This is a genomic window from Iodidimonas sp. MBR-22, assembly GCF_029946565.1.
GTDB classification, from domain to species: Bacteria; Pseudomonadota; Alphaproteobacteria; order Sphingomonadales; family Rhodothalassiaceae; genus Iodidimonas; species Iodidimonas nitroreducens.
This window is the reverse complement of the sequence record NZ_JARKVQ010000002.1, coordinates 74,420-87,217: the sequence shown is the minus strand read 5'-3', so window position 1 is coordinate 87,217 and position 12,798 is coordinate 74,420. Positions and strand designations below refer to the sequence as shown.

The following is a 12,798-nucleotide window of genomic DNA, read 5'->3' as shown; positions in this document are numbered from 1 at the left end:
CATTAAAAGACGAACGGCCCACGCACCGTGATGGGGGGGATGGACAGCAGATTATTCTGCCCCGATGAAGGCAAGGACAAAGGCCTGAACAGGCTGAGGCGGTCCGCAGCAACCCCGGAAAGACCGCCCGCACCGCCATTTTCCAGATCATGCAGGATCGTGAAGCGTTTGATAAATTTTTCCACCTCAACCGGATCTTGCAGTTTTTCCAGATCAAACCGGCTTTCAAGCTTGACCGCCAAACGATCAAGATCCTGCGAAAAAACCTGCTGGGGCAAACGCAAAGCCACGCGAAACACTTCGGATAAAGCGCGATCGGCAAAAATATCGAAAAAGGATTTGATGCGCGGCGCCTGTCTTTGGAAAAACAGGGCAAGCTGCACGGCTTCATTCTGCTTGCCCTGATCTTCTTCCACCTTCACCGATAAAAACTGCTGAACAACCGCTTTGGTAAAATCGAGACCGGCATTTTTAGGCGCGCCGGGGCCGCCAAAATTAAAGGCAGCGGCAAAATCGCGAAAGCGCCGATCCGTCATCCGCCGGGCCAGGGATCGGGGATCATCCAGATTGCTTTCCAGAACCTGCTGCACCAGAGCTTTGGCAAAAAACTGGCTTTCAAGGCCAAAGGCGGTCAGGGAAAAGCGCAAAAGACGGCTATCCTTCACCAGATCTTCGGCGCTTTCCACATTGGCAATATTGTTCACGAAATATTCAATCTCGCGGCGGTTTTCCCCCCGCGAAGCCATCGTCTCCACCTGCTTATTGAAGGTGCGATCCACCAGTGAAAACTGGGCAAAGCTGCTGGTCATGATCAGCGCTCCTCACGGATCGAGGGAATATCCTCAAGCACCGGCTCCCCTTCCAACAGATCATCAAGGGTCACCATAAACGGCTCCAAAGGGCGCAAGCCGGGGGGAATTTCATAGAGAACATTGCCGGTTTGGGAATCGAGCACTTCGGTCACCAGCCGGGTTTTATCGCGAAAGCGGATGCGAAACGCTTCGCGGTTCTGCTGCTTATCGCGCACCTCATCGGCCAGGGCGGCGCGGGCGATGGCTTTTGCCTCCAGCGTATCCGAGCGGCCTTGAGTTTGCGCCACAGATGCCCTGTTATCGGCAGCCGTTTCAAGGGTGGTGGGCTGTTGAACGGTTCCAGATCCGATCGGGGGAACTGACGCCATGGTCTTCCTCCTCAACGCTATAGGTAAAAATACTGCGGGGCTTCTGCCCTTGCCTGGGCGCTGTCCCCTCGCCCTCGGGGCTTTCATCGGGCGCGTGATCATCAGCCACCCCGGATGGCAGGCAATCGGGGGCTTCACGGCGCATCAGGGCGCGGATATGCGACAGGGCCTTGTAAAAATCACCGGCATGAACAAAATCGAGCGCCCGCATCAGGGCTGTACGTTCTTCATGGGATGTTGCCGCCAGATAAAGCTGCGAAGCGATCTTGTTGATCTCGTCGATATGAACATCGCCTTTTTGCGCTTCGATCAATTGCGTTTGGACCTGAAAATAAAAGCGGCCATAAAGACTTTTCGCGCCTTCCGGCTGCATGATGTCCTTGCTTTTGATGACATGGCCAAAATTCGACAAAGTAATGGTATTGCGCCGGTTCCCATTGGTGACGACACAGCCATTGATGATCACTTTTTCAAAGGGCTTCAGCCGCAATCTAAGCGCCATGCCCGCCTCCATCGCCCGATGCAATGCCCTCAAGCCCGCGAATGATGGATTGGTTGAGATCGATCAGGCTACCCATAGGCCGTTTGCCCGCCACCACATCCGGGGTGGTGCGATCCACATAAAGCGCCATATTGATCAATTGAGCGCGCAAAGCCATGGGCAGGGCATTCTCCTGATCTGAAACTTCAAATAAAACCACGCCCCATAATTGCGAATTGCGCGCCAAAGCATCATTGCGGGCGCGCATGATATCGGGTTTGAAGGGCGGCTTTTCATGGGCCAGCTTTTCAAGAGAGGCCGTCACGGATTTGAACACCCGGCGTTCGATGGAACGAGGATTTTCCGTTTCCCTGATGGTTTGTTTATAGGCGGATGCGCCGCCCACAGCCGATGCCAACATCGATCCAATCTCCTTGCTTTTCTACAAGGGCGCGCAGGCGATCCATAAGCCTCGCAGCGCCGGGAAGAACGGGACGCCATGACAGCGTCCCGTAACGATCCCGTTTCCCGACCAAAAGCCGGGAGACACGTCCTATCGGAAGAGCGACAGGATGTTTTGAGGATTTTGATTGGCGATCCCAAGGGCCTGAATGGCCAACTGCTGCTGCACCTGGAAGGCCTGCAAGCGGGTGGATTCTTCATCCAGGTTCGCTTCAACCAAAGAGGCGACGCCCTGCTCCAGAGAATCGGAGAGATTATCGAGGAAATTCTGACGATTTTCCAAGGTCCGCTCGAATGTCCCCAAAGTGGATGAAGCCAGATTGACCTGACCGATCAACGCATCGGCCACCACAAGACCTGCCTGCACATTGCCATTGGCTCCATTCACCGCAATGGTCCGCAAAGCACCGGTGAAGCCGGATTCCGCAACCGCCTGACGCAGGGCCGTATCCCCCACAACAACCGTATTGACGAATTCCGCAAGCGTGTTGACATCATTGACACCACCGCCATCGAAATCAAGAACCACTGCAGCCGCACCATCAAATGTAAAGGTGCCATCGCCATTGGCAGCAATAGCTGCCTGACCAAATTGCACCAAAGCATTATTGATGGCCGCACCGACATCGGCATTGACCGTGATTTCCGTTGCGATGCCAGAGGCTACGGCCGCCAGATCATCGTCGCCACCGGCCACGAAATCGATCTGTCCATTACCGCCCAGCCCTGTGGGATTAGCCCCATCGATCTGATCCAGAACACCCGGAGCAAAGGATGCGAAAGCGCGCTCAAGGGTGAGCACACCACCCGCTGCCGTGGCATCAAAGCGGGAGATATCACCAAGATTTTGTTCGACGAGGGTAAAGGTCGAGATATTGAAATTACCGCCGTCGCGGGTCACCGTGGTGGTCACAGTCTGGGTATTGTTCCCCGCAAGGAGATTAATGCCGTTGAAAGAGGTGGCATTGATCGTGCCTTCCACTTCGCCCACCAGATTATTGATGGTGAACTGAAGCTCGTTCAGGGCCTGACCGGAATCAGCGGTGGTCAGCGCCTGCTGGATTTCGTTGATCGTGCTGAAAATGGACGTGATGCCATTGGTCGCTGTTTTTGCCGCATTCACCGACAGGGTGAGGTTATCTCGCAAACCATTGAGCACGGCATTATCGCCCCGCACCTGCTGTGAGACGAGGAAGAAAGACGGATTGTCTTTCGCTGTCCGCACTTCAAGTCCGGTGGAAATCCGATCCTGGGTTTCATTCAGGCTATTGGTTGCCGAACGAAGGGTTTGCAAGGCGACCTGCGCCTGCACATTGGTTAAAATACCAGCCATTTTACAAGTTCCCGTTTTCTCAGGTTGACACGGGCGCCTTCTGACGCTGGGGCATGAGGAACAGGGTTCTATCCCTCTGCACCATCACTGTGACAGAGGCCGATTAAGGCGAATTAAAAAATGGAATTTTAGGTATTTACGCATCAAATCATAAAAGATCATGCCCGCTCTATAAAAAAGAACGGGCACGACAACTTCATATATGCCTATTAGAGCCAGCCCCTAAAGCCGCGTATTCAGCCCTTTTTGCGAAAGATTGCCCGGACGCGAGAGGGTTCCATCTTTGGCATAGGTGCCATCGGCATGGCTTTTTTCCAGAGCCATCATGAAACAACTATGCAAATGCAGCACGGCATGTTTATGCGCTTCCAGCTTATGCTTGCATTCCTCGGCCAATTGATCGCACTGCCCGGCCTTTTTTAAAAGCTGTTCCGAAACGGTCCATCCGGCTGTATCAGCGCTTTCCCGAAAACTTTTCGCTGCAACAATCAACTGATCCAGCGCCTTTTCCTTTTCAGATTGCAGCCCGGCCAAAGACTCGATCCTACCGGCTGCCAGATAGCTGCCCTCCTGCTCCAGCACTGCGATGAGCTGATCCATATCCTGCAAAAAGGCGGCTTCATGTTCAGAGATATTCTGATCATCCGCCCCTTCAGCCCCATCGCTTTGGGTGGGCTCAACAGCGGGGGCATCCTGTGTTTCAGGCTTTTTGCCAGTGAAATCTTTCAAGATCGAGCGCAAACCCATCATCATGCATCACCCATTGTGTCATAGGATTGATAAATACCTGAAATATCTCGGTAAATTGCTTCGGCAATGCCCAAAGAGCCGGCTGAGGACAAGGCTTTTCCCAAAGGCTCGCTCAGCATGCCCCGGGCCATTTTCTCGCCATAGCCGCCGCTAAAAAAGCCACCCTGATCAAGGCCCGCAAACATCTGCTCCACCATCTGGCCCATCATCAGGGCTTCAAATTCCTTGGCCACGCCCCAGGCTTTTTCATCGAGGGGCGCCGGGCTTTGAGCAGACATAGGAGAGGCCTGTGCAAGGCTTGACGCATTGATAGGCGCTAAGGGATCAAACATCGGCTTTCCTTATTCTATGATCAGTTCCGCATGAAGCGCCCCGGCCGATTTGATGGCCTGCAAAACGGAAATCACATCCCGCGGGCCAACCCCCAGCGCATTGAGGCCCGCCACCAGTTCCTGCAAGGTGGGGGCTTCGGGCAAAAGCTGGAAACGCGCTTCGGATTGATCATCAACCCCGATATTGGTGCGCGGCACCACCACCGTTTCCCCCTGCTGGGCAAAGGGTGCGGGCTGCGAGACGACCGGCTGTTCATTCACCTCGATGGTGATCGACCCCAAAGTCACCGCCACTTCGCTGATCCTGACATCGGCCCCGATCACGATGGTTCCGGAATTTTCATCGATCACCACCCGAGCCAATTGATCCGGCTCAACCCGCAAAGCCTCAACCTCGCCCAAAAATTGGGCCACACGCCTTTCAAAGCGCTCAGGCACGGCGATCACGATGGTCGATAAATCTTCAGCCTTGGCAATTCGCGCATCGAAATAGTTGTTGATTGCCGCCTCTACACGCAAAGCGGTGGTGAAATCGGGATTGCGCAGGCGCATCCGCAAACTTCTGAAATCATCAAGATTGAACCCCATTTCGCGTTCCACCAAAGCCCCATTGGCAACGCTGGCGATGGTGGGAACCCCACGGGTAACGCTGGCCGCATTGCCGCCCGCGGCAAAGCCGGAAACCGAAAGCTGCCCTTGGGCCACCGCATACACCTGGCCATCAGCCGCCAATAATGGGGTGGCCAGCAGCATCCCGCCTCGCAGATCAGTGGTATCCCCCATCGCCGCCACCGAAACATCGATCGCCGAACCATTGCGGGCAAAAGCAGGCAATCGGGCCGTAACCATCACCGCCGCAACATTGCGGGTCCGCAGATTGGCATTCGGAACAGCCACCCCCAAACGCAGCAACATGCTGATGATGCTGACTTCGGTAAAGGGGGTGTTGGTCAGGCGATCCCCCGTGCCGGGCAGCCCCACCACAAGGCCATAGCCAATGAGCTGGTTATAACGCACGGATTCAAAGCTGGTGATATCCTTGACCCGCACCTGCGCCGCCTGAGCGATTTGGGCGGATATCCCAAAAAAAAATAAAAGAATGAAAATTAAATTTTTAGAAAAACTGGCCACGTTCCACCTATGTAAAAACTGATCCAATGACACTCACTCTAAAGCGCAAACTTTAAAATAGGTTATAAATACCTATTTGTTAAAATTTTATGCTTGTTTATCGTTTAGAATGTCAAATTTTTGATCTAATTTATAATTTTCTATTTATCTTTACTTAATATGGTTGTGTCGATTATTCATCTGTATTCGTAAAATCGCGTGTCAGGTGAAAAACACGAAATTTTATGTGATAACAGCCGCAAATAAGGGGGTTCTTATGCGTGCCTTGCTTTTCGAAACCAATCCAGAAACCGCACGATCCATCGCCAATGCCATGGAACGCGCCAAATTTCCCACGGATCTGATGGACCCACGCCTGTTGCATGGTCTTGATCAGGAACAGCTTGGGCTCGATGCTTATGGTGCCGTTATTTTAGGCGATATTGCCTGCCCAATCGATATCGTCGCCACCTTGCGGCAGTGCAATCTGAAAGCCGCGATCATTCCACTGCTTCCCTTCAGAAATGCCCGCCAATCTGCCGATCTTTTGGCTGCCGGGGCCGATGATGTGGTGGTCAAACCCATCAATGGCGATGAAATGGCCGCCCGAATCAGGGCGATTTTGCGGCGCGGTTTTGGTGAAAACAAAAGCAATCTTCAGATTGGCGATCTCACCATTTTTCTGGATGGCCGCGATCCCGATGTCAAAGGCCGGCGGCTGAAGCTCAGCCACCGCGAACACAGCATTTTCATGCATCTGGCCCAGCAATCGGGACGCGTCGTTTCCAAGGAATCGGTGTATAATGCCGTTTATGGCACGGTGGATATGCTGCCCCACGATAAAGTGATCGATGTTTATATCTGCAAGTTGCGCAAAAAAATCGCCGATGCCACAGGCGGTCAGCAATATATCGAAACCGTTTATGGGCGCGGTTATAAATTCGATCTACCCCAAAAAACCAGCGCCGGGCGCACCCGATTCGGCAAGGCCTGCGAGCAGACCCCCGCCATCCGGCTTCCCACGATGGTGAAGGCACCGATCAGCATCGCACAGATCAGCCGACCACAATTCCAAAAAGCTATTTGAAATCATAGCTTTATAGCACAAAATGACAAACCCCCCGCCCAGTGATCTGGCAGGGGGTTTTTTGTGAATTTTTCATGAAAAAGATGGCGAAAAGCCGCCCGATCAGCGGATGAAATTGACCAGCGACAAATTGGCAATCCGGGCGGTGAGGGTGAAAGAGGTTTCCAACTGCCCGATCAGCGCCTGCAAACGCACCTGAGTTTCAAAGGGATCGACGGTTTCAAGGTTCACCACACGCTCATTCAGCATGGTTTTCAGGGCCCCATTGCGATCTTCCAAAGATTGGGCAAGGCGCTGCTGCTCGCCAAGGCGGGCCGCGCCCGAGCGCAAGGCATCAAGCCCCGATGACAAGGCATCAAAGGCCCCCTTCATCAAAACCGGAAAGGCATCATCGGGCAAAGCTGCCGGATCAAAGCTTGCAAAAACCGCCAGCCCCTTGATGATGTCGCGCAGGGCCTGATCATTACCTTCGGGGCCGAAATCAACAATCACCTGATCGGAAATCCGCGCCTGCGATGGCGGGCTGCCGGTGGGCGCCCCATTGAAAAAGGTTTCTTCAAAATTGGTGCCTGCCGCCGCGGTATCAGCAAAAATCTGATCGATGGAGGCTAAGAACGCCGTGGCGCTGGCCGCATCCACCGGCGGGGTGGTGGCAATAGCATCTTCGATCACCTGAGCCGGCGAAAAGCCGGTGCCCGGATTGATCTGGTTGAAATTCTGCATGGGCGCACGATCCGTGGCAATGCCGCTGAATAAAAAGCGCTGGCCATCGCTGACATTGAAAGAGGCGATCAACTCATCAAGCGCCCCTTTCGCTGCGGTTTGCAGGCTTACCCGCATGGTTTCATTCAGATCATCAAGCCCGGTGGCGGCAATGGTCAGCACCCCGGTCAGGCTGCCCTCAACAGATTGCATCGCCTGTTGCTTTAAATCCGCGCGACTTTGAAAGCTTTGCAAAGACCGCATATCGCTTTCGATCCGGCTGAATTGCGCCCGCAAACCGATCAAAAGCGCTGATTGGCCGGGGCCATCGGCCGCCATATCAAGCTTATTGCCGGTGATCGATTGTTCCCGGAATTGCGCAATATCGGATTGCAGATTTTTCACCAATGAAGCGCTGCTCATCTGCGCGCCCAGGGTTGAAGGGGGTAAGCTGATCATCTTGCCATCCTATCTGATACGATTAAGCTCATCGAACATCGCCTGAACCGTGGCAATGATCCGGGCATTGGCGGAAAAGGCCTGTTCGATGATCAAAAGCCTTTGGGCTTCATCATCCACATTCACCCCGGTTTGATTAACCAGGCGGTTCATCAGGGTATCGCGCACAATGGCGCTGGACCCGGCATCGCGCTCTTTTGCCACTCTTTGCGTTTGCTGCTGATCCACCATGGCCGCGGCAAAGCCCAGTAAAGTTTGCGACGTGGGAAGCCCTGTGCCGGGGGGAAAGCTTGTGGTGCCGGTCAGGCCATCAAGGAAATTGGCAATCTGGCTGCTATCCCCGCTGGCCCCCGGCACAATCGCCCCCACACCATCGCGCAAACGACTGAGAACACCCCCCTGCGCCGGATCGACCTGCGCGCTATTCACGGCGATGCGGCCCGCCAACCCCACGGCAAAGGCTGCCGGATCATGGGCGCCCCCGGCATCGGTAAATAAAGCCGGCGTGCCAGCCGGTACGCTGGGATCGGCATTTTGAAAGCTGTTGATCACCCCACTGGCCAGCCCATCGAGCTGGGCTTGAAAGGCAGGGAACACCTCATCGCGCAGGGCAAAAAGCCCCGCCAAACGGCCCGATTGGATTGATGTGGGGTCGCCACCGCCGGGGGTGATTTCGATCCCTTCAACACTCAGCCCGCTCAATCCCGCGCCGAAAACCAGATTGGGAGGCATGGCGCTCACAGCCGTGAAATCAATTTGCCGGGCCCTGCCATCCACCAAAGTCACCCCTTCGCGGCTGAGGACCACCATTTCCCCATCTTCACGGGTAAAGCTGCGTATCCCCATAAGGCTGGACAAGCCATCAAGCTGACGATCGCGCTCATCCTGCAGATCCGAGGCATCTTCGCCCAAAGCCACGGCCTGCCGGATATCCCGGTTCAGATCCTCGATCCGCCCAAGCCGTTCATTGGCTTCACTCACCGCAAAGGAAATAGACTGTTCCGCCGTCAGCCTTTCGGCATTGAGGGTATCTTGCAAAGCGCCAAAGCCATCAACCAATGCATTGGCCGCATTCAAGGCACCGCGCTGCGCGCTGGGGCTGGCCGGGGCATCGAACAAGGCCCTGAAGCCATCGGCCAAACCTTCGATCAGAAAGGGGATGGATCGCTCCTCCCCCGGTTCGCCCAATTGAAAGCTGTAGCGGCCCAAGGCTTCGGCCTGCACTTCGGCACCGGCTGTAAGTGCGGATTGAAAGCGGATATCGCGCACAAGCTGCTGATCCACCGGCGAGCGCAATTGGCTGGAGACCACACCCGATCCCACGCCCCCAAGCACCAATGAGCTGAGCGACACATCCTTGCGCACAAAACCTTCCGTGCTGGCATTGGCAATATTGACCGATGTGGTGGCAATCTGCTGCTGCGCTGCCCGCAAGCCGGATTGCGCATTGGACAAGGCCAGTGTCAAACTCATGATCGCTCTCCCTTTCGCTTAAAGCCCCGCATTAAAAGATTTTAACGTTTCAGGCGGGTGGCTTCTTCCAGCATTTCATCGGCGGTGCGGATCACCGTGGCATTCGAGGAATAAGCCCTTTGGGTTTCGATGATCGAGGTGATTTCCTGAGCGATTTCCACATTCGCCACTTCCAGAGCATTGCTGCGCAATTCCCCGCTGGGGCCTTCCCCGGGATTGAACAGACGAAAGGTTCCTGAATTTCTGGTCAGTTGAAAGGCATTCCCATCAATAGGCTGCAAGCCATTGGGATTGGCCAGATCCGCCACCGGTATGATGAAAGAGGCGAGCCTTGCCCCAGAGTCGAAGATGGCGAAAACCGTGCCATCATCGCCGATTTCCACGCCCCGCAATTCCCCTGCCGGGGTGCCATCGCGCACGGGCGCGCGCACCGAATTATCGCCCACAAATTGGGTGATCCCGTTCAAGCCCCCCACATTGCCCAGGGATAATTCAATGACCTGCCCGCCATTAACGGTCAGGGTCACAACCCCATTGGCTTCGGGAAGCGCGGTGGTAAAGGCTGCGGGCGATCCCGCCGTGACACCGGGGGTGATGCCATCATCAAAATCGATGGTGACCGTGCCCAAAGCTGTGCCATCGAAATCCGTGATGCTGAGATTAAACTGATTGGGCGTGGCCGTGGCCTGCCATTCAAGGGTCAGGGTTTGGGCGGCGCCCAAAGGCGTGAAATATTCCACCGATGTCACCAGCGGGCCGGGGGGCGGGGCAAGCCCGGTCAATTGCGCCGGCAGATTGCCCTGCAGGCCCAATTGGGTTGTGGGGGTGCCGATATTGTTGAACGCATTGATATTAACCGGCTGCAAGCTGCCAAATGTATCACGGCTGGGAATCCCTGCGGCAAAGCTGCCATCAGGATTGAGAGCAAAGCCCTGAAGCACAAAGCCCGCGCTATTGCGCAAAAAGCCATTGGCATCAGGGGAAAACTGCCCGGCCCGGGTAAGGGCGAATTCATTGGCCCCGGTGCCCGCAACATCCGATGTCACCACAAACATGCCGCGTCCGGCAATCGCCAGATCGGTGCTGCCGCTTGATGTGGTGATGGTTCCATTCAAGGAAATATCGGTGCGAACATTAGGAATGGTGCCTGATGCGGCAAAGCTGCTACCGCCGCCGGTGCCCACGAACAAGGATGTGAAATCAACATCCGATCGTTTGAAGCCAACCACAGAAGAATTTGCCAGATTATCGGAAATGGTCGCTAATCTGGTGGCCTGGGCCAAAAGACCGCTTACCCCGGCTTGCAATGCGCTTCCCAAACTCATGTCGTCTACTCCTCTATGGGGTTCATTCATCGCTCTCCCAAGACTAGGCCCGTCACTTTAAACTGCGATGAAATTTCACTTTTACTGATATTTTTAGATATTTATTTGCCTATCCAGCACACCCCGCCTTCTTATGCTTGTTCAACGGCGGTATTTATTGGAAAATTCCGGCAATAGATTCACCGCCAAGGGTGTTTGCCGCAAAACATGAATGGCAATCCGCCGATTGCGCGGATCAAGGGGGCGATCCATGATCAGGGGATCGCGATCAGCCATCCCCTCGATTTTCCTGATCCGATCGCCTGCCACCCCACCGGATTCCAAAAGCCGCCGGGCCGCATTGGCGCGGGCTGCCGATAATTCCCAATTGCCAAAAGCTTCTGCCGAATAACCTGCGCCATCGGTATGGCCCTGCACGATGATCGGATTATCCACCCGCCGCAAAGCCCGGGCCACCAGATCAAGCAGAAGCACCGCGCGTTCTCCGGGCTGGGATTGTGCAGTGGCAAACATCGCAAAGCCTTGCTTGTCAGTGATCTGGATCAACAATCCTTCAGGTGTACGTTCAAACAGCATCACCGAAAGCAGGTCCGTCAAATCGTCTTCGGCCTTGATCGCATTCAGGATTGCTTCCTCAAGCCCATCCATGGCTGTGGTCTCGCTTTCTGCCATGGTTTTGATCCTGCGCATTTCAGCTTTCACGCCTTCATCCATTTCGGCCAGAAGGCGGCGCGCATCCATGCTTGCCTCATTGCCTGTAGGCAGGCTGAGATCATCGCCCAGATAAGGGGCCCGGGCTTCGCTGCCGATTTCGGCTTCCACCGGCGGGGATGAGACCGGCAGGCTGCGGTCGCCTTCGGCATGGGGAGAGGTGAGCGACCCCTGCTGATCCACGGAGCGTCCACCCATGATGCCCTCCCCCCCTGAATTGGAGCGAGACACCGAAACCGGATTGAAAAAATCGGTCAGCCCATCGCGCTGGCTTTCGGTGGTGATGGTGGCGAGCCATAAAACCAGAAAAAACGCCATCATGGCCGTGGTGAAATCGGCATAGGCAATTTTCCACACGCCATCATGTTCGCCATCATCATCATCCGATAATTTCGGACGGCGGATGATGATCAGATTATCCGGTTTTTTGGCCATGGTTCACCCTTTCAAGATTTCAGATCAGGCCGCCGCCTGTTCTTCCTGTTTTCTGTTCATCGCCACCGCCAGCATCGTCGCTTCTTCCACCTCATAAAAACTGGGGCGCATTTCGGTGATCAGAACCTTGCGGGCATATTCAACGCAAATCTGGGGCGCATAGCCGTTGAGATAGGCCAAAAGCCCGGCCTTGATGCAGGTGAAATAATTCAGATCTTCCTCGCGCCGGGTTTTGATCGCCACCGCCACCGGCGAGGCAAAGCCATAAGACAGCATCACCCCCATGAAGGTGCCGACCAAAGCACCGGCAATCAATCCACCCAGAATTTCAGGCGGCTGATTGATCGCCCCCATCGCCTTGATCACCCCCAAAACGGCGGCCACGATCCCCAGTGCAGGCAAGCTTTCCGCCACCCGATGCAGGGCCTTTGGGGCTTGGGCCTGCTCTCTTTGCATGGTTTCCATTTCTTCCTGCATCAGGGCTTCCAGCTCATGGGCGCGTTCCGATCCCAATGAAATCAGGCGCAGATAATCGGTAATGAACAAAAGACCGCGTTCATTTTTCAGGATGCCGGGAAATTTATTGAACAAATCGCTGGAGAAAGGATCATCGATATCGCGTTCTAACGACATCATGCCCTTGGCTTTTGCCTGCTTATAAAGAGCAAATTGCAAAGACAGTAATTCCAGATAATCGGCGCGCTTATATTTGTTATTTCCCAATAACCCCATCAGCGCCCGGCCGGTATCGCGGATCACCCGGCGCGGATTGCCAATGGTAAAGGCCCCGATGGCCGACCCCACGATGATCAGAATTTCATAAGGCTGCCATAACAGATCCACATGCCCGCCAAGGGCTGCAAAGCCGCCCAAAACACTGACGATCACAATGATCGCGCCGATAATCATATTCATGATTTGTCCTCCTTTTGCGGCTTTCGCGGCATGAGCGTCACCC

The 12,798-nt window shown here is 54.8% G+C and carries 14 protein-coding genes; 1 reads left to right on the top strand and 13 read right to left on the bottom strand.

All coding sequences use genetic code 11. The features are described 5' to 3' along the window. Positions 1 to 2: 2 nt before the first annotated feature. The 8 genes from QK300_RS02230 to QK300_RS02195 form a co-directional block, all read right to left on the bottom strand. Positions 3 to 809, bottom strand: coding sequence for a DUF1217 domain-containing protein (locus QK300_RS02230; RefSeq protein WP_281300180.1), 807 nt, complete (start codon positions 807 to 809; stop codon positions 3 to 5). A 2-nt stretch (positions 810 to 811) separates the two neighbouring features. After that, positions 812 to 1,180, bottom strand: coding sequence for a hypothetical protein (locus tag QK300_RS02225; RefSeq protein WP_281300181.1), 369 nt, complete (start codon positions 1,178 to 1,180; stop codon positions 812 to 814). Beyond that, positions 1,125 to 1,682 (bottom strand): flagellar biosynthesis repressor FlbT, encoded by a 558-nt coding sequence (locus tag QK300_RS02220; RefSeq protein WP_281300182.1) that lies wholly within the window; start codon positions 1,680 to 1,682, stop codon positions 1,125 to 1,127. The genes QK300_RS02225 and QK300_RS02220 overlap by 56 nt, the downstream gene beginning before the upstream one ends. Next, positions 1,672 to 2,082 (bottom strand): flagellar biosynthesis regulator FlaF, encoded by a 411-nt coding sequence (locus QK300_RS02215; RefSeq protein WP_281300183.1) that lies wholly within the window; start codon positions 2,080 to 2,082, stop codon positions 1,672 to 1,674. Before QK300_RS02215 ends, QK300_RS02220 begins: the two co-directional genes overlap by 11 nt. Positions 2,083 to 2,214: 132 nt before the next feature. Next, entirely contained in the window at positions 2,215 to 3,456 is a 1,242-nt protein-coding gene (locus tag QK300_RS02210) for a flagellin (protein ID WP_281300184.1), read from the bottom strand. Positions 3,457 to 3,678: 222 nt separating this feature from the next. After that, entirely contained in the window at positions 3,679 to 4,209 is a 531-nt protein-coding gene (gene flgN, locus QK300_RS02205; RefSeq protein ID WP_281300185.1) for a flagellar export chaperone FlgN, read from the bottom strand. After that, entirely contained in the window at positions 4,206 to 4,484 is a 279-nt protein-coding gene (locus tag QK300_RS02200; protein ID WP_281300186.1) for a rod-binding protein, read from the bottom strand. Before QK300_RS02200 ends, flgN begins: the two co-directional genes overlap by 4 nt. Positions 4,485 to 4,547: 63 nt before the next feature. Then, entirely contained in the window at positions 4,548 to 5,588 is a 1,041-nt protein-coding gene (locus tag QK300_RS02195; protein WP_281300187.1) for a flagellar basal body P-ring protein FlgI, read from the bottom strand. A gap of 337 nt (positions 5,589 to 5,925) precedes the next feature. On the opposite strand from QK300_RS02195, the gene QK300_RS02190 reads away from it, so the two are divergent. After that, entirely contained in the window at positions 5,926 to 6,735 is an 810-nt protein-coding gene (locus QK300_RS02190) for a response regulator transcription factor (protein ID WP_281300188.1), read from the top strand. Positions 6,736 to 6,837: 102 nt separating this feature from the next. On the opposite strand, the gene QK300_RS02185 is transcribed toward QK300_RS02190, so the two are convergent. The 5 genes from QK300_RS02185 to motA form a co-directional block, all read right to left on the bottom strand. Beyond that, complete coding sequence (locus QK300_RS02185) at positions 6,838 to 7,896, bottom strand: flagellin (protein WP_281300189.1); 1,059 nt, start codon at positions 7,894 to 7,896, stop codon at positions 6,838 to 6,840. A 9-nt stretch (positions 7,897 to 7,905) separates the two neighbouring features. After that, entirely contained in the window at positions 7,906 to 9,369 is a 1,464-nt protein-coding gene (gene flgK / locus QK300_RS02180; protein ID WP_281300190.1) for a flagellar hook-associated protein FlgK, read from the bottom strand. A gap of 41 nt (positions 9,370 to 9,410) precedes the next feature. Continuing rightward, entirely contained in the window at positions 9,411 to 10,694 is a 1,284-nt protein-coding gene (locus QK300_RS02175; RefSeq protein WP_281300191.1) for a flagellar hook-basal body complex protein, read from the bottom strand. A gap of 141 nt (positions 10,695 to 10,835) precedes the next feature. Continuing rightward, the gene (locus QK300_RS02170; RefSeq protein ID WP_281300192.1) at positions 10,836 to 11,840 is read right to left on the bottom strand and encodes a flagellar motor protein MotB; all 1,005 of its coding nucleotides are present in this window, start codon (positions 11,838 to 11,840) and stop codon (positions 10,836 to 10,838) included. 24 nt (positions 11,841 to 11,864) lie between these two features. Further along, entirely contained in the window at positions 11,865 to 12,755 is an 891-nt protein-coding gene (gene motA / locus QK300_RS02165) for a flagellar motor stator protein MotA (RefSeq protein WP_281300193.1), read from the bottom strand. Positions 12,756 to 12,798 lie beyond the last annotated feature (43 nt).